Source organism: Micromonospora sp. NPDC049497 (assembly GCF_044465805.1).
Taxonomy (GTDB): Bacteria; Actinomycetota; Actinomycetes; order Mycobacteriales; family Micromonosporaceae; genus Micromonospora.
Genome location: NZ_JBITMC010000017.1, coordinates 39219 through 55434 on the forward strand (window position 1 = coordinate 39219; position 16216 = coordinate 55434).

The following is a 16216-nucleotide window of genomic DNA, read 5'->3' on the forward strand; positions in this document are numbered from 1 at the left end:
ACGCGACCCGCCGGCGGAACACGAGCAGTGGAGGCCCGGTCATGGAGAGCCGACTCAAGGTGCTGGGCCACCCGGTCCACCCGATGCTGGTGATGTTCCCGGTCGGCCTGCTCGTCACCGCGGTGCTCTTCGACGTCGTCGACACCGTGGGCGGGCCGGACTTCCTCGGCGAGGTCGCGTACTGGAACATCACCGTCGGTCTCGCCGTCGGCCTGCTGGCCGCGGTGGCCGGGACGTTCGACCTGCTGGCGATCCCGACCGGCACCCGCGCGAAGCGGGTGGCGCTCACCCACGCGGCGGCCAACGTCGCGGTGATCCTGCTCTTCGCCGCGGTCTGGGTGGTCCGGCTCAACGCCGACTCGCGGGCGGCCGGCGGCGCGCTGATCGCCATCGAGGTGGTCGCGCTGGCCATCCTCGGCGTCAGTGCCTGGCTCGGCGGTGAACTGGTCGACCGCCTCGGTGTCGGCGTGGACCGGGAGGCCGGCCTGGACGCCCCCAGTTCCCTGCGGCCGCCGGCGACCACCCATCGGATCGGAGAGGTGCAGCGATGAGCGAGCAAAGCAGTGGTTTCGGTCGGGGCTGGCGTGGCCGGCAACAGGGCTGGGACCCGATGGGCGAGTTGCAGTCCCTGCGGTCCGAGTTGAGCCGGCTGGTGGGCGGGCGGTCCGGCCACCAGCCGGACGTGGAGCTCAGCGAGACCGGCGACGGCTGGCAGGTCGTCGTCCGGCTGCCCGGCGTGGCGCCGGAGGAGGTGGCGGTCGAGCTGGACGACCGGGAACTGTGCGTCCGTGCCCGCTCCGAGGCGGAGGTCAACGCCGACCACGGCATCCCGGGCGGCTTCGAGACCCGGGGCTTCGAGTACCGCGTCGACCTGCCGTCCCGCGTCGACCCCGACGCCATCGACGCGGTGATGGACCACGGTCTGCTGCGCGTCCACCTGCCCCGGGCGTCCCGGCCCGCGCCGCGCACCATCACCGTCGGCCGTGCCGGACCGCGCGACACGGGCACCTCCGGGGGTACGCCGCATGTGATCGACCCCGCCGCGGACCGGGAACTGCACCACCCGGACACCTCGATCGAGACCGACCGGCCGTAACGGACACGTGGTCACCCCGAACCTGCTCGGCCCGACCGCCGAGCGTGTGCCCGGCGTGGAACGGATCGCGGTGCTGCGCGCGAACGCGCTCGGTGACTTCATCTTCGTGTTGCCCACGCTGGACGCGCTGCGGGCCGCGTACCCGGAGGCGGAGATCGTCCTGATCGGCGCGCCCTGGCACGCGAAGCTCTGGCGCGAACGGCCCGGCCCGGTGGACCGTGTCCTGGTCGTACCGCCGGCGCCCGGGATCCGGGCGCCGGATCCGGGCGAGCCGGAGTCGACGCTGGAGGACTTCCTGGCGGCGGCCCGCAAGGAACGCTTCGACCTGGCGTTGCAGGTGCACGGCGGCGGGGCGAACTCCAACCCCGTCGTCAGCGGGCTCGGCGCGCGGATCACCGCCGGTCTCCGCGCCGAGGACGCGCCGCCGCTGGACCGCTGGATCCGGTACGTCTACTACCAGCACGAGGTGATCCGCTATCTGGAGGTGGCGGCGCTGGTCGGTGCCCCGGCCACGACGATCGTGCCGACGCTCGCGGTGACCGATGCCGACCTGGCCGAGGCGGACGAGGTGCTGGGCCCGGCGGAGCGACCCCGGGTGGCGCTGCATCCCGGCGCCACCGACACCCGGCGCCGGTGGCCGGCGGAGCGCTTCGGCGAGGTGGCCCGCGAGCTGCACGGCGACGGGTACGAGGTGCTGGTCACCGGCACGCCCGCCGAGCGGGAGGTGGTGGACCGGGTGGTGGAGGAGGCCGGGGTGCCGGTCCGTCCCCAGGTCGGCACGCTCAGTCTCGGTGGGCTGGCCGGCTGCTACGCCGGATGTGAGTTGGTGGTCTCGAACGACACCGGCCCGCTGCACCTGGCCGCCGCGGTCGGTACGGCGACCGTCGGCATCTTCTGGGTCGGCAACCTCATCAACACCGCGACCCCGCTGCGCGCCCGGCATCGCCCGATCAGTTCCTGGACCGTCCACTGTCCGGTGTGCGGTATGGACTGCACCCCGGGCATCTACCCGCACCGGGCGGGGGACGGCGAGTGCCCGCACCGGGACTCGTTCGTGACCGACGTGCCGCTGGTCGAGGTGCTGGAAGCGGCCCGCGAACTGCTGTAAGGAAGGGCCCCTTCTTAACGCCTGCGGTAGAGGAAGGGCCCCTTCTTAACACCCGCCGGCAAGAACGCCGGCACGGAACGCCCGCCGGCAGGGACGGCGTCAGGCCGGCTGAGGAGCGTCCTCGTCGGCGAGCACGACCTCCCAGGCCTCCACGTCGCGCTCGGTGACCGTGGTCGGCGACTCCAGGTGGTACGCGCCGCTGGGCAGGACACCGGCGCCGCCGTGGCGCGCCAACACGGCGAGCTGGGCGGCGACATCCTCGCCCTGGTGGTTGTCCGGCACCTGCCGCCAGAACTCGAACCCGCCCGAGTCGACCAGCTTCGCCCGGTCGTACAGCACGCACCCGCCGATCCAGGAGACCTTGTACGCGCGCCACGCGCCCGGCGCCAGGCGGAGCTTCTGCGTCACGTGCAGCAGGTTCGCCGCCGGGTGGATCGACGCCCGCTCCCACTCCGGCGTACCGGGCCGGATCCGCTCCGGCGTCGGCGGCCCGTCCCACTCCTCGTAGTGCCGGTGCGTCTCCGGCCGCACGTCGTCGGCGTACGACAGGCCGTGCACCGCGTTGCCGACGAAGCCGCAGCCCAGCTCCTCGATCGCGGTGACCAACCGGCGCAGGGTGCCCGGTTCCAGCCAGACGTCGTCGTCGAGGCAGAGGACGTACCGGGCGGCGGAGGCGGCCAGCAGCGCGGCCCGGTGCTCGGCCAGTCCGCGCCGGGGCAGCCGGCGGGTCAGCAGCACCGGGTGTCCCCGGTGGCGCAGCGCCCGGACCATGGTCGCCGCCGCCGGATGCCGGTACGCGGCCTCGCCGTCGGACTGGTCGCTGACCACCACCCCGAAGTCCCCGACGCCCTCCTGCGCGGCCAGCCCGGAGAGGGTGACCGCCAGTTCGGCGGGCCGGTTGCGGGTCGGGATCAGCACGTCCAGGTGGCGCGCGGCGCGGAAGTCCTCGGGCGGGCCGAGGTCGAGCGGCCGGTTCACGCCTGACCCGCCACCGGGGAGGAGACGTCCTGCCCGTGCGCCCGGATCCGGTCGATGATCGCCGACGTGGACCGGTCCGGCACGTACCCCAGGGTGCGTACCTGCCCACCCAGCCGGCGTACCAGCGGGGCCTCGGGGACCATTTCGGGCGGGTAGTCGCCGCCCTTGACGTACACGTCGGGGCGGACCACCTCGATGAGGCGGGCCGGCGAGTCCTCCTCGAAGACCACCACGTGGTCGACGCAGGCCAGGGCGGCCAGCAGGGCGACCCGGTCCTCGACCGGGTTCACCGGCCGGTCCGCGCCCTTGAGCCGGCGTACGCTCCCGTCGGAGTTGACGGCCACCACCAGCAGGTCACCGAGCGCCCGCGCCTGCTCCAGGTAGCGGACGTGACCGCGGTGCAGCACGTCGAAGCAGCCGTTGGTGAACACCACCGACCGGCCGGCGCTCCGGTGCTCCTCGACGAGGGTCTCCAGCTCGGCGGCACCGACCAGCGCGGGCCGGCCGGCGGTGTCGAGCGGGGCGTCCAGCGCGGCGAGCAGGTCCTCGCGGCGGCACACGCAGGTGCCGGTGTCCGAGACGGTGATCGTGGCGGCGAGTTGGGCGAGCTGCGCGGCTGTCGGCAGCGGCGCGTCGGCGGCCAGCGCCAGCGTCATCGCCGCCAGGTACGCGTCCCCGGCACCCACCGCGTGGCTCGCCGGGACCGGGGTGCTGTGGCTGCGGCGGCGTTCGCCGTCGGGCCCGCCGACCACCGCCCCGTCGGTGTCCAGGGTCACCGCGACCACCTCGGCCCCGGTGTGCGCCCGCAGCTCCGCCAGGCGGGACTCGGCGAGCACCGCCCGGTCGACCCCCTCACCCGCGTCCGTGTTCACGGTCACGCCGGTACCGGTGACGCTGAGGCCGTCCCCGGTCATGGCGACCCGGTCCTCGCCGGGTGTCGGCTCACCGGTGGGCCCCAACCGGGTCGGGCCGCCGGGCCGCGTGATCCCGCCGGCCGGGCCGCCGCCGGAGGCCACGCCGACCGTCCCCTCGCCGGGGGCGACGCCGACGGTCAGCTCGGACGGGCCGTCGGACGGGTCGCCGTCGGGGTGGTCCAGGTGCAGGTCGGCGCCGGCCGGCCGGGCCGGGGAGTCGGCGGCGGCGCGGGCCAGCAGACGTGTCGCCTCGGCGAAGCTCGGGGTGACCACGGTGGGCGCGAGTCCCCGCCAGTCGGCCAGGTCGTGGGCGTCGAGCGCGACCGTCGCGTACCGCTCCCGGTTGTCCACCAGCCAGGTGCGGACCGGTGCGGGCAGCCCGCCCAGCCCGTAGTCGCAGACGACCAGGGTCGGTGCCTCCCCGCTGGCGGCGCGCAGTTCCTCGGTGGCGCAGTCCAGCGCGGCGAGCAGTTGTTCGACACCCTCGTGGTCGAGCGCGTCGTCCGGGTCGCCGGAGTCCTCCCGCAGCAGGATCTGGTTTCCGGCGAGCATCCGGCGCTTCACCGCGGTGGGCCGGCCGTGCAGGCCGACCGTGCGGTCCCAGACGCCGGCCCGGTCCAGGCAGTCGTGCAGCTCGTCCCCGGCGGCGTCCGCGCCGACCGGGGCCACCAGCGCGGCCCGGCCGCCCAGCGCGGCCACGTTCACCGCGGTGTTCGCGGCGCCCCCGGCGGCGGAGATCCGCCGCCGCAGGGTGAGGACGGGTGCGGGTGCCTCCCGGCAGAGCCGGTCGGATTCGGCGAACCGCCACTCGTCGAGCATGGCGTCACCGAGGATCAGGACGGGCCGCCCCAGCCAGCTCTCCACGACGCTGGCGAGCCGGCGCTGTTCCGCTGCTGCTCCTGCCATGCCCTTCGGGGTCCCCCGGGTCCGGCGGGTCAAACCTGGGCTGCCTCGACCCAGGCCCTGTCCTTGGCTTCCTTGCGGGCCCGGCCCTGACGGCCGTCGTAGCGGAGGAACGCGGGTAGGGCCGCCGCCAGGGCGACGGTGCCGACGACGCAGAGGACGCCGCCGGAGACGATCGAGCCCTGCACGCCCAGCGGCGTGCGGGCCACCAGTCCGGAGCGGAGCTGGCCGAGCAGCGGACCGGTCGAGTAGGAGAGCAGCTCGATGCCGGCGAGCCGTCCGCGCAGGTGGTCGGGGATGGTCTGGTTCCAGATGATCATCCGGAAGAGCCCGGAGACCATGTCCGCCGCGCCGGCCAGGACGAGGAAGAACAGCGCCGCCCAGAGCGAGCCGACGAGGCCGAAGCCGACGATCGCCAGACCCCACGCGCCGGCGGCGAGAACCACCATCAGGCCGTGCCGGTGCACCCGCGCCGTCCAGCCGGAGCCGAGCGTGGCCAGCAGGGAACCGACCGCCGGGGCGGCGTAGAGCAGGCCGAGCACGGCCGGCCCGCCCAGCTTCTCCGCCATGAACGGGTAGAGCGCCTGGGGCATGCCGAAGAACATCGCGTTGATGTCCACCAGGTAGGTGCCGAGCAGTTCGGGGCGGCTGCGCGCGTACCGGATGCCGGTCACCACCGACCGCAGCGACGGCCGGTCGGCGGCCGGCGGCGGTGGCACCGCGCGGACCAGCGCGAGGCAGACCAGCGAGAACGCGAAGGTGGCCAGGTCGATCGCGTACACCCAGACGAGGTCGACGCTGGCGATCAGCACACCGGCGACGGCCGGTCCGCCGAGCTGCGCGATCTGCATGCGCAGCGAGTTCAGGGCGCTCGCCGCGGGAATCTCGTCGGGGGTCACGACGCGCGGCGTCAGACCCTCCAGCGCCGGCCGTTGCAGGCCGTCGAGGGCCGCGGTCAGGCCCGCCACCAGGTAGAGCAACCACAGCTGCGGCTCCGAACCCAGGGCGTTCAGCAGGAGTACGCCGCAGAGCAGCGTGAAGCCGACCTCCGCGCCGAGCACCAGCAGCCGCCGGTCCAGGAAGTCGGCGAGCGCGCCGCCGACGAAGGCCATCACCAGCAGGGGTACGAGTTCGCAGACCCCGAGCAGCCCCACCAGCAGGGGGTCACCGGTGAGCTGGTACACCTGGTACGGCACGGTGACGTACGTGATGAAGGACCCGAAGCCGGACACTCCCGCGGCGGCGAAGACGAGGCGGAAGTCCCGCGAGGTGCGCAGCGGGGTGACATCCAGCGCCATCCGGCGGAGCATCTCCACGGACGGCATGCTGGCCGACACCCGATGGCCTGTCGACGGGTTTTTCCTGGTGTGCGCGCATGTTCGCGACCGGCAGGGAAAGAAGGCGGGATGACCACGGAAGCCCCGGTGCTGCACCGGCGTCAGATCCGGCTGCTGATGTTCGGCCTGATGACCGGCATGCTGCTCGCCGCGCTCGACCAGACCATCGTGGGCACCGCCCTGCCGACGATCGTCGGTGAGCTGGGCGGCATCAACCACTACTCGTGGGTGGTGACCGCGTACCTGCTCGCCTCCACCGCCTCGACCCCGCTGTACGGGAAGATGGCCGACCTGTACGGGCGGCGGCCGGTGTTCCTCTTCTCGATCGGCACGTTCCTGCTGGGCTCGCTGCTGGCCGGCCTGTCGCAGGACATGACCCAGCTGATCGTCACGCGGGGGATCCAGGGGCTCGGCGCGGGTGGCCTGCTGACCCTGGCGTTCACCATCATCTCGGACGTGGTGTCACCCCGCGAGCGCGGCCGTTACCAGGGCCTCTTCGGCGCCGTGTTCGGGATCGCGTCGGTGGCCGGCCCGCTGGTCGGCGGGTACTTCGCGGAGACCGACTGGCGCTGGATCTTCTACATCAACGTGCCGCTGGGGATCCTCGCGCTCGCGGTCTGTTCCCGGGTGCTGCGGCTGATCCCGTTCACCCGCCGGGACCACGCGATCGACTGGCTCGGCGCCGGGCTGCTGGTGGCCGGGGTGAGCTGCCTGCTGCTCGCCCTGAGCTGGGGCGGCAACGAGTACGCCTGGGGCTCGGGCGTGATCGTCGGGCTCTTCGTCGCCGGCGCGGTGCTCGGGGTGCTCTTCGTGGTCCAGGAGGCGCGGGTCGCCGAGCCGATCCTGCCGTTGCGGCTGTTCCGCAGCGCGACCTTCGCGCTGGCCAACGCGGCCGGCTTCGTGCTCGGTCTGGTGATGTTCGGGTCGATCATCTTCATCCCGCTCTACCTGCAGATCGTCAAGGGCGCCTCGCCGACCCGCAGTGGTCTGCTCATGCTGCCGATGATGGCCGGCATCATCGTCACCTCGGTGCTCACCGGCCGGGCGATGAGCCGCATCGGCCGGTACAAGTGGTTCCCGGTGGTCGGCGCGGCGGTGCTGACGGTCGGGATGCTGCTGTTCACCCGGCTGGAGGTGGACACCTCGCTCTGGGTGGCCTTCGGCTTCATGGTGGTCATCGGCGTCGGCCTGGGCCTGTGCATGCAGTCGCTGATCCTCGCCGTGCAGAACGCGGTGTCCATGCGTGACCTCGGTGCCGGCACCTCGTCGGCCACGTTCTTCCGGTCGCTGGGCGGGTCGTTCGGGGTGGCGATCCTCGGTGCCCTGCTCTCCTCGCGGCTCACCGCCGAACTGGCCGACCGGCTGCCGGGTGCCGTCGCGCAGCTTCCGCCGGACCAGCGGGCGGCGGTCGCGGCCGGCGGCGGCGCGGACGTCTCGATCAACGACCCGGCGACCATCCTGGCGCTTCCCGCCCCGGTGCGTGCCGCGGTCCAGGTCGCCTTCGTCGAGTCGCTGCACCTGGTCTTCCTGACCACCGGGCTGATCGCGATCGTGGCGGTCCTGGTCACTCTGGCCCTGCCGAACGAGAAGCTGCGTGGCGCGGGCCCGGGGGGCGCCACCGGCGGCACCGACGGCCTCGGCGGCGAGGCTCCCGCGGCGGGTGGGAAGCCGCTGGCCAAGGAGTCGAAGGAGGAGGCCGCCGCCGACATGGAGGCGAAGAGCCAGACGCTGCTCTGATTGAGGTATCCCGATGCGGGCGACTGTCGATCATGTAACGCAATCGCGGGTGTGGACGTCCTATGGGGAGGAGCCGTCGCCGACGGCTCCTCGGACGGCCGTCCCGGATCGGTGCGGGACCGCTGGCCGGCGTCGTCGCCGGCTGTTGGCGTGGCGGCGACGGTTTCTGCAACCGGGGGATTCCATTGCCTCACCCTGCTCGACGCCGCGCGTTCCGTTCCGGCGTCGCCCTGCTCACCCTCTCCACGGCCGCCCTCGTCGGCCTGCCGGCCGGTCCGGCCGCCGCCGGGCCCGCGCCGCGGCCCGACCTGAAGGTCGCCCTCGTTCCCGTCACCACCGCCGTCAAGACCCAGAACAATGAGGCCGTGACGGCTCTCCGTGCCGAGGTCACCAACGTCGGCACGGCCACGGTCGAGGACGTCACGGTTGCCTTCAAGCTTCCCGCCGGGAGCGCCATCTACGGCGACCCGTCCTGGCAGTGCGACTACGCGACCTTCGTCTGCACGAACATCCACGGCCCGGTGCCGGCCGGCGGCGCGGCCGAGCCGCTGCGCATCTACTTCTCCCTGCCCCTGGCCCCCGCCGGCACGGTCGCGACCATCGGGGCCGCGGTCTCCACCTCCGTCCGGGAGTCGGCGACCAACAACAACACCGCCCAGCTGAAGACGACGTACGCGGACATCGCGGATCTCCAGCTGAGCGCGGGCGACGCCGCCGGCGCCGGGTCGGAGACCGACGTGTCGATCGAGGGTGGTCCACTGCTCCCGACGTTCACCGCCAAGAACGTCGGAACGGGCACCGCGCAGGACCTGAAGCTGGTCGTCGACCTGCCGGCGGGTGTGACGGTCGACGGCGACCCCGCCAGCGACCCCGGTGCCTGGGACTGTGCGACCGGAACGGACCAGGTGATCTGCACGGCGGGGCCGCTCGCACCGGAAGAGGTCTCCTCCGTCACGCTCGCCCTGCGGGCCGGCCCCGGTGCGGCCGACGAGCGCTTCGCCGTTCCCGGCACCCTGACCAGCTCGAGCCCGGTCTGGCGGGTCGAGCCCGCCCGGTCCGATGCGAATTATCACTACGTCGGCCCGGTGCCGGCTGACATCGCCGTCACCAACGTCGTCCTCCTCGACCAGGAGGTCGGTCCGGGCGAGATCGTGGAGATCGGCGTGGTGGTGGAGAACCTCGCGGACGGGCCGGCCCAGGACGTCCGGGTGCGGCTCGCCCTCGCGCCCACGATCCGCCCGATCGAGGGCGGTGCGGGCAACACGGCTTGGGACTGTGCGCCCGGGCAGGACGCGGAGACCGGTGCCTGGTACTGGGAGTGCACCTACGCGTCGGTGGAGCGGTACCAGTACCACTACCTCCCGCTGTCGGTCACCTTCGACGCGGGCACCCCGGAGGGACAGGTCGCCGTCACCGCCACGGTCCAGTCGGCCAGCGAGGACCTGGACCCGGCGAACAACTCCCGCCAGGCGTTCACCACCTACCGCCCGTAGGAACCCCCACGACGGGCCCCGGACGTCCCCGGACGGCCGGGGCCCGCGTCACTTGAGGATCAGCCGGTTGGTCTGTTCGAAGACGTCCAGGTCGGCGAGCGTCTCCGGGACGCTCGCCGACAGCGGGGTCGGAAGCCGTTCGCGGGGGAAGAAGCCGGCGTCGGTCGTCTCGTCGGTGACCCGGGTCAGATCACCGTCCCACTCCTCGACCCGGAACGCCGCCGTGAAGATCTGGTAGGTGTGGCCGTACAAGTTGGTGTGGGTGCGGTCCGGCCCGGTGTAGAGGGCGAAGGCGCACACCCGCAGGGCGCGCAGCCCGGTCTCCTCGCGGACCTCGCGGACGGCGCAGTCGGCGATCGACTCGCCCAGCTCCATCGCCCCCGCGGGCATCGCCCACTGACCGTTGTCCGAGCGTCGGATCAGCAGGACCCGCCCCGCGTTGTCGCGGACCACGGCGCGGGCGCCGACGAACATCAGCGTCCGGTCACCGGCCAGGGCGCGCAACTGCCCGACGTACGAGTCCGCCCAGGAGATGCTCACCCGGACAATTTACGAGGCTCGCGCCGGGAGGACCGGCTTTCCGGGGTTCCCAACCTGTGACCGCCGACACTAGCTTGTTACCCATGCGTAGCACGATGATGGACGCCCCTCTGCAGGTCTCCCGCATCCTCACCCACGGTGCCACCGTCCACGGCGCGGCCGAGGTCGTCACCTGGACCGGCGCCGAGCCGCGCCGGATGACGTACGCGGAGGTCGGCCGCGCTGCGGCCCGGCTGGCCCACGCGCTGCGGGACGAGTGCGGCGTCACCGGCGACGAGCGGGTGGCGACGTTCATGTGGAACAACAACGAGCACCTGGTGGCGTACTTCGCCGTCCCCAGCATGGGAGCGGTGCTGCACACCCTCAACATCCGGCTCTTCCCGGACCAGGTCGCCTACATCGCCAACCACGCCGAGGACCGGGTGGTGCTGGTCGACTCGACGCTCATCCCGCTGCTGGCCCGGGTGATCGGCGAGATGACCACGGTGCGGCACGTGGTGGTGACCGGCGGCGGCGACCCGTCCCCGCTGGTCGCGGCGGCCGGCGACCGGATCGCCGTACACCACTGGGACGCCCTGCTGGCCGACCGGCCGGAGACGTACGACTGGCCGGAGCTGGACGAGCGCGACGCCGCCGCCCTCTGCTACACCTCCGGGACCACCGGCAACCCGAAGGGCGTGGCCTACTCGCACCGGTCGATCTATCTGCACTCGCTCCAGATCTGCATGCCGGAGGGGTTCGGCCTCGCGCCGACCGACCGGGAGCTGGCGATCGTGCCGATGTTCCACGCCATGTCGTGGGGGCTGCCGTACGCGGCGTTCCTCTCCGGCGCGTCGCTGATCATGCCGGACCGCTTCCTCCAGGCCGCCCCGATCGCCGACATGATCGTCGCCGAGCGGCCCACCCTGGCCGGCGCGGTGCCCACCATCTGGAACGACCTGCTGTCCCACCTGGACAGCCACGACGTGGACACCTCCTCGCTCCGGGAGGTCATCGTCGGTGGCTCCGCCTGCCCGCCGGCGCTCATGCACGCCTTCGCGGAGCGGCACGGCATCGAGGTGATCCACGCCTGGGGGATGACCGAGACGTCGCCGCTGGGCTCGGTGGCCCGGCCGCCGGCCGGGGCGACCGGCGAGGAGGCCTGGCGCTACCGCTACACGCAGGGGCGGGTGCCGGCCGGCGTCGAGGCGCGGATCGTCGGCCCGCTGGGTGAGCCGCTGCCCGCCGACGGGACGTCCGTCGGCGAGCTGGAGGTACGGGGACCGTGGGTGACCGCGCGGTACGTCGGTGACGACGTCCCGGACGAGGAGAAGTTCCGCGACGGCTGGCTGCGTACGGGTGACGTCGGCATCCTCTCGCCGGACGGCTACATCACCCTCACCGACCGCGCGAAGGACGTCATCAAGTCCGGTGGTGAGTGGATCTCCTCGGTGGAGCTGGAGAACGCCCTCATGGCCCACCCGGACGTGGTGGAGGCGTGTGTGGTGGGCGTGCCGGACCAGAAGTGGGGCGAGCGTCCACTGGCCACGGTGGTGCTCCGCGAGGGTGCCTCGGTCGGCGCCGAGGAGCTGCGCGAGTTCCTGGCCGGGTCGGTGGCGCGGTGGCAGTTGCCGGAGCGCTGGGCCGTCATCGACGCGGTCCCGAAGACCAGCGTCGGCAAGTTCGACAAGAAGGTGGTCCGCTCCCGGTACGCCGACGGCGGGCTCAGCGTGCGGGAGCTGACGGCGCCGTAACGTTTTCCGGCACCCCGTCGCCGTTGGGGGTAGGGGCACTCTTCAAAGCATCCCTCCCCAGAGGGCGGCCCCGGCGTTCGCACCGCGCCGGGGCCGCCCGTTTTTTGCGGGGCGACCCGCACCGTCATTCTTGCGAAAGTTGTTCGCCTCTGTCCCGGCGACGGGGAAATCCGCCCTGCTCACGACAGTTCTGTCGGAAGTGCCGAATACGATCGGCCGCATGGCCACCCTCAAGACCGCCCCGACCGACGCCAGCGTCGACGACTTCCTGGCCGACGTGCCGGACGAGGCCCGCCGCGCCGACGCGTACGCCGTCCGTGACGTCCTGACAGAGGTCACCGGCGAGCCGGCGACCATGTGGGGCGACGCGATCGTCGGCTTCGGGCGGCGACACCTGCGCTACGCCAGCGGGCGCGAGCTGGACTGGTTTCTGGTGGGCTTCTCGCCCCGGAAGACGGCCACCACCCTCTACCTGGCCGAGGAGTTCCCCGACAAGGAGGCGCTGCTCGCCCGGCTCGGCCGACACTCCGTCGGCAAGGGCTGCCTGTACGTCAAGCGCCTCGCCGACGTCGACGTCGCGGTGCTGACCGAGCTGGTGCGGGCCTCGGTGGCGCAGGCCCGCACCGATCAGGCCGGCTGACCCGGGGGCACCGTCACCGCTCGTCGGTGGTGCTGATCAGCACCTTGCCGACCACGCCGTTCTCCACCGCCACGTGCGCCGCCGCCGTCGCCTCCAGGGAGTAGTGGTGCAGCGGCAGCCCCGCCTCCTGACCGACCCGGATGCCTGCCTGCGCGGCCGCCGCCGCCACGTCGTTGACCGCGTGGGCCTTCGCCGCCTTGGGCTCGGTGTAGACGAGGACGAACTGCCAGCGGGCGTTGTGCACCATCAGCGGCCGGATCGGCAGCGTCACCTCCGCCCCGCCGTCGTCGGCGTAGACGCACACCGCCCCGCCGTGCCGGACGAGCTGCGCGTCCACGGCGGCGTTGTGGGCGGCGGCCACCTCGACGATGGTGTGGACCCCGTCGGGGGCGATCTTGCGGACCTCCTCGACCACGTCCTGTTCCCGGTAGTTGATGACGAAGGAGGCCCCGGCCGCCGCGGCGAGCTGCGCCTTCTCCGCGCTGCTCACCGTGGTGACGACGCAGGCGTCCGCCCAACGGGCGAGCTGGATCGCCGCGTTGCCGACGGCACCCGCGCCGCCCTGCACCAGCACGACGTGGTCGCTGAGCGCGCCGGCGTGCAACTTGTCGGGCATGTACTCCCCGGCCGTCAGGCACCGGTGCGCGGTCAGGAACGGGATGCCCAGGGCGGCGCCCAGGTCGAAGGAGGCGTCGCCGAGGCGTACCGCCTGGCGGACCGGGACCACCGTGTACTCGGCGGCGGTGCCCCACGGCCGTTGCCACGCGGCCTCCCACAGCCAGACGCGCTCACCGATCAGGGCCCGGTCGACGCCCTCGCCGACCGCCTCGACCACCCCGGCGCCGTCCTGCCCGGGGGTCTGCCAGCCGGCCGGCAGCGGCCACTGTCGCCGCGCCTTCCAGTCCGTCGGGTTCACCCCCGAGACGGCCACCCGCACCAGCACCTCGCCGGGCCCCGGCTCGGGCACCGGCCGATCCACCAGTTGCAGCACCGAGGCGTCGCCGGTGCGCTCGTACACGATCGCCTTCAACCCCGTCTCCTCACCTGCGACGCGACGCGCGGCTCGGCGCGCCGTCGGCTGGGTACCCGGCCGATCCCCGCTCATCCCGGAAGCCCCGGAAACCGTACAACGGGGTAGTCGGCGGGAGGGATGGGTCATGCGACACAGGGTGCTGGAGAGCGACGTCGAGCCCCCGAGTACCGAGCGGCCGTCCGGGGAGCCCGACGTTCCACCCGGGGACGCGCCGGGGCCGGACGGCCGCCAGCGGCCGTACCTGCCCCGATCGAGCCGGAGCCGGTCGATCTGACCGGCGTCAGCCGAGCTGCTCCACCGTCTCCGGAGTCAGGTCGCCGATCGAGTCGAGCACCGCCGCAGCCGCCTTCACGGCGTCCGGGTCCAGCGGGTACGACCCGTGCGGCACCGCCACCACCGTCATGCCGGCGGCGGCGGCCGACCGTACGCCGTTGGAGGAGTCCTCCACCGCCACGCAGCGCGCCGGGTCGACGCCGAGCCGTTCCGCGACGGCGAGGTAGACGTCCGGCGCCGGCTTGCCGTGCGCGGTCTCCTCCGTCGACAGGGTCGCGCCGAACGCGTCGGTCAGGCCCGTCGCGTGCAGCGCCGCCGCGATCAGCCGGGTCGGCGACGAGCTGGCCAACCCCAGCGGCCACCGTCCGGCCACGCGGCGCACGACGTCGTCCGCGCCGTCGATGAGCGGTACGCGCGCCGCGTACCGCCGGGTCATCTCCTCCACCACCTCGGCGGCGACCTGCTCGGCGGTCCGGTCGACGCCCAGCTCCCCGCTGAGGTAGGCGGCCCACTCGCCGGTGCTCATGCCCATCAGCCGGCGCTGGGTGTCCGGCTGCCAGGCGCCGCCGTGCGCCGCCACGTACGCGCGCCGGACCTCCTCCCAGACCGGCTCCGAGTCCACGATCACGCCGTCCAGGTCGAAGATCACCGCATCCGCCACGTGCCCATCCTGCCCGACGGGGGGCGCGACGGTCAGCTCTGCGGCGCGGGCAGGCCGATCGGACTGTCCGCCGGGATGACCGTGTGCGCGGCCCGGGCTACCGGGTCCAGCAGCTCACGCAGGCGGTCGGTGCGGTCCGGGCCGAGGACCAGCCAGGGCCGCGCGGCGGCGGCGTCGGTGGCGTCCTCGACGGCCTGGTGCGCGGCCCTGCCGTGCTCGGTCGGCTCGCCGTCGCCGGTGAGCCAGCCGCGGTCGGCCAGCCGGCCGCGCGCCGCGGCCCACTGGTCCTCGGTCCAGCCCCGGCCGAGCAGGTTCAGCGGGGACGTCCCCAGCGCCACCTTCCAGGCGAGGATCTCCACGGGGTCGAGGTCGGCGGCGACCAGCGCCCCGACGTGCCCGTCGCCGCGGTGCTCCCGCAGGGTTGTCGCGGCCTGCCAGAGCCGGGCCAGCGGGTACTCGCCCCGCGGCAGTGCGGCGTTGGCCGCGCCGAGCACCCGCCCGGCCGGCTCCAGCTCACCGGCCGCGGTCTCCAGCAGGTCGGCGGCCTCGACCAGGTGCGTCTCGGGTAGCTCGTACGTCAGTTCCGCGAGCGCCTGCACGGCACCGGTGAGCCGGGCCCGCAGCGCCTCCTCCGGCGTGGCGAGTCTCCACACCGCCGGCAGCGCCCGGGCGACCATGTGCGGGGCGAAACTGAAGAACGCCGCGACCACCGGTGCGGCCCCGGTCGGGCCGAGCGGAGCGGCCCGGCCGGCGAAGTAGCCCCGCCAGTAGCCGCGCAACCCGACCGCCTCGTACGCGGCCCGGGCACGGGGATGGAAGTAGGTGACCGCGTGCACCGGCTCGAAATGCGTCCACATCAGCCGGGCGGTCCGCCCCGGGTCGTCCAGCGCCGTCACGTGCACCTCCGCGTCCGGTCGGATCGTCACCCCGGGCGGTCGAACCGACCGGGGTGACGCCGAACCTACTGCCGTGGGGTGACGGGACGAAAGCCCTCTGTGGGCAACTGCATCGTCACAGGGCGACGATCGAGATTCCGCGCCGATTACTGCGCGCCGAGGACGTCCACGACGAAGCGCAGCGGACCGGTCGGGCGACCGCTGGAGGCGTCGTTGCCGTACGCCAGCTCGGCCGGGATGTCGAGCTGCACGCGGCTGCCGACGGTGACCCCGACGAGGCCCTGGTCCCAGCCGGGGATGACCTGACCGACGCCGATCGGGAAACTGGCCGGCTCGCCCCGGCTCCACGAGGAGTCGAACTCCTTGCCGTCGGCGTAGAACACGCCCACGTAGTTCGTGGTGATCGTCTGGCCCTTCTTGACCGCCGGGCCGGTGCCCTTGATCAGCGGGGTGACGACGAGCTTGGTCAGCTCACCCTTGCCCGCCTCCACCTTCGGCTGGGTGTTCAGCGCCGGGTCGGCGCCCGCCGGCAGCGGCGCGCCCGCGCCCGCCGGGGCGGCCGAGGCCGACTCGCCGGCCGGCGCGCTCGCCGACGCGCCGGCCGACGGGGTGGACGCGGCCTGGTCGGTGGAGTCGTCCTTGCCCTGACCGACGATCACGAAGACGGTGATCAGCACGGCCACCACGGCGACACCGGCGAGCCCGCCGGCCCACGCCTGGCGGCGGCGCTTCGCCTCGGCCGCCTTCTGCGCGGCGAGCTGGGCGGCCAGGCGCCGCTCCGACTTCTGGGACCGGTTCTGCGTACGCTCGCTCACGGCGTCGACTCCCTGTTCGAAAGGTGGTGGCCGGCATCCGTGTGCCGGGGGGAAAGCCG

Annotated in this window: 14 protein-coding genes and 1 pseudogene; 7 read left to right on the forward strand and 8 right to left on the reverse strand. The window is 73.4% G+C overall.

From position 1 onward, the window contains the following. Positions 1 to 41 precede the first annotated feature (41 nt). Genes ACIBR0_RS21865 through ACIBR0_RS21875 form a run of 3 tightly spaced genes read left to right on the forward strand, consistent with a single transcriptional unit; the run spans position 42 to position 2204 of the window. A complete protein-coding gene (locus ACIBR0_RS21865; RefSeq protein ID WP_396718422.1) occupies positions 42 to 551 on the forward strand; it encodes a DUF2231 domain-containing protein in 510 nt (169 codons plus the stop codon). Further along, on the forward strand, positions 548 to 1096 hold the full coding sequence (locus ACIBR0_RS21870) for an Hsp20/alpha crystallin family protein (RefSeq protein WP_396718424.1): 549 nt from the start codon (positions 548 to 550) through the stop codon (positions 1094 to 1096). Before ACIBR0_RS21865 ends, ACIBR0_RS21870 begins: the two co-directional genes overlap by 4 nt. Before the next feature lie 7 nt (positions 1097 to 1103). Beyond that, positions 1104 to 2204 carry a glycosyltransferase family 9 protein gene (locus ACIBR0_RS21875; protein ID WP_396718427.1) on the forward strand — a complete coding sequence of 367 codons (1101 nt, stop codon included), beginning with the start codon at positions 1104 to 1106 and terminating at the stop codon, positions 2202 to 2204. A 99-nt stretch (positions 2205 to 2303) separates the two neighbouring features. On the opposite strand, the gene ACIBR0_RS21880 is transcribed toward ACIBR0_RS21875, so the two are convergent. From ACIBR0_RS21880 to ACIBR0_RS21890, 3 genes are read right to left on the reverse strand one after another with little or no spacing between them, the layout of a single operon-like run. Continuing rightward, the gene (locus ACIBR0_RS21880) at positions 2304 to 3182 is read right to left on the reverse strand and encodes a glycosyltransferase family A protein (RefSeq protein WP_396718430.1); all 879 of its coding nucleotides are present in this window, start codon (positions 3180 to 3182) and stop codon (positions 2304 to 2306) included. Then, positions 3179 to 5002, reverse strand: a complete 1824-nt coding sequence (gene rfaE2 / locus ACIBR0_RS21885) for a D-glycero-beta-D-manno-heptose 1-phosphate adenylyltransferase (RefSeq protein ID WP_396718432.1) — start codon at positions 5000 to 5002, stop codon at positions 3179 to 3181. Before rfaE2 ends, ACIBR0_RS21880 begins: the two co-directional genes overlap by 4 nt. A 29-nt stretch (positions 5003 to 5031) precedes the next feature. After that, complete coding sequence (locus tag ACIBR0_RS21890; protein WP_396718589.1) at positions 5032 to 6309, reverse strand: MFS transporter; 1278 nt, start codon at positions 6307 to 6309, stop codon at positions 5032 to 5034. Positions 6310 to 6405: 96 nt separating this feature from the next. Between ACIBR0_RS21890 and ACIBR0_RS21895 the strand changes: the two genes are divergently transcribed. After that, positions 6406 to 8073 carry an MDR family MFS transporter gene (locus ACIBR0_RS21895; RefSeq protein ID WP_396718435.1) on the forward strand — a complete coding sequence of 556 codons (1668 nt, stop codon included), beginning with the start codon at positions 6406 to 6408 and terminating at the stop codon, positions 8071 to 8073. A gap of 185 nt (positions 8074 to 8258) precedes the next feature. Further along, a complete protein-coding gene (locus tag ACIBR0_RS21900) occupies positions 8259 to 9566 on the forward strand; it encodes a hypothetical protein (protein ID WP_396718438.1) in 1308 nt (435 codons plus the stop codon). A 48-nt stretch (positions 9567 to 9614) separates the two neighbouring features. On the opposite strand, the gene ACIBR0_RS21905 is transcribed toward ACIBR0_RS21900, so the two are convergent. Then, complete coding sequence (locus ACIBR0_RS21905) at positions 9615 to 10106, reverse strand: NUDIX domain-containing protein (protein ID WP_396718440.1); 492 nt, start codon at positions 10104 to 10106, stop codon at positions 9615 to 9617. 98 nt (positions 10107 to 10204) lie between these two features. Here ACIBR0_RS21905 and ACIBR0_RS21910 point away from each other — a divergent pair, with 98 nt between their 5' ends. Both ACIBR0_RS21910 and ACIBR0_RS21915 read left to right on the forward strand, forming a co-directional pair. Further along, positions 10205 to 11839 (forward strand): fatty acid--CoA ligase, encoded by a 1635-nt coding sequence (locus ACIBR0_RS21910; protein WP_396718591.1) that lies wholly within the window; start codon positions 10205 to 10207, stop codon positions 11837 to 11839. A gap of 220 nt (positions 11840 to 12059) precedes the next feature. Then, positions 12060 to 12479: a DUF1801 domain-containing protein gene (locus ACIBR0_RS21915; RefSeq protein ID WP_396718443.1), complete on the forward strand. Its 420-nt coding sequence runs from the start codon at positions 12060 to 12062 to the stop codon at positions 12477 to 12479. 13 nt (positions 12480 to 12492) lie between these two features. On the opposite strand, the gene ACIBR0_RS21920 is transcribed toward ACIBR0_RS21915, so the two are convergent. The 4 genes and pseudogenes from ACIBR0_RS21920 to ACIBR0_RS21935 all read right to left on the reverse strand — a co-directional run bounded on the left by ACIBR0_RS21920 (position 12493) and on the right by ACIBR0_RS21935 (position 16194). After that, complete coding sequence (locus ACIBR0_RS21920) at positions 12493 to 13509, reverse strand: NADPH:quinone reductase (RefSeq protein WP_396718445.1); 1017 nt, start codon at positions 13507 to 13509, stop codon at positions 12493 to 12495. 283 nt (positions 13510 to 13792) lie between these two features. Next, complete coding sequence (locus ACIBR0_RS21925) at positions 13793 to 14446, reverse strand: HAD family hydrolase (protein ID WP_396718447.1); 654 nt, start codon at positions 14444 to 14446, stop codon at positions 13793 to 13795. Positions 14447 to 14478: 32 nt separating this feature from the next. Beyond that, a complete protein-coding gene (locus ACIBR0_RS21930) occupies positions 14479 to 15303 on the reverse strand; it encodes a hypothetical protein (protein ID WP_396718593.1) in 825 nt (274 codons plus the stop codon). 185 nt (positions 15304 to 15488) lie between these two features. After that, a pseudogene (locus tag ACIBR0_RS21935) lies at positions 15489 to 16194 on the reverse strand (FKBP-type peptidyl-prolyl cis-trans isomerase). Between the last annotated feature and the right edge of the window lie 22 nt (positions 16195 to 16216).

What these genes read in the sequence shown, in the direction of transcription:
- ACIBR0_RS21910 (WP_396718591.1), top strand. Translation starts at nt 10,205, where the DNA reads ATGGACGCCCCTCTGCAGGTCTCCCGCATCCTCACCCACGGTGCCACC.
- ACIBR0_RS21870 (WP_396718424.1), top strand. Translation starts at nt 548, where the DNA reads ATGAGCGAGCAAAGCAGTGGTTTCGGTCGGGGCTGGCGTGGCCGGCAA.
- ACIBR0_RS21895 (WP_396718435.1), top strand. Translation starts at nt 6,406, where the DNA reads ATGACCACGGAAGCCCCGGTGCTGCACCGGCGTCAGATCCGGCTGCTG.
- ACIBR0_RS21865 (WP_396718422.1), top strand. Translation starts at nt 42, where the DNA reads ATGGAGAGCCGACTCAAGGTGCTGGGCCACCCGGTCCACCCGATGCTG.
- rfaE2 (WP_396718432.1), bottom strand. Translation starts at nt 5,002, where the DNA reads ATGGCAGGAGCAGCAGCGGAACAGCGCCGGCTCGCCAGCGTCGTGGAG.
- ACIBR0_RS21930 (WP_396718593.1), bottom strand. Translation starts at nt 15,303, where the DNA reads ATGTGGACGCATTTCGAGCCGGTGCACGCGGTCACCTACTTCCATCCC.
- ACIBR0_RS21890 (WP_396718589.1), bottom strand. Translation starts at nt 6,309, where the DNA reads ATGCTCCGCCGGATGGCGCTGGATGTCACCCCGCTGCGCACCTCGCGG.
- ACIBR0_RS21915 (WP_396718443.1), top strand. Translation starts at nt 12,060, where the DNA reads ATGGCCACCCTCAAGACCGCCCCGACCGACGCCAGCGTCGACGACTTC.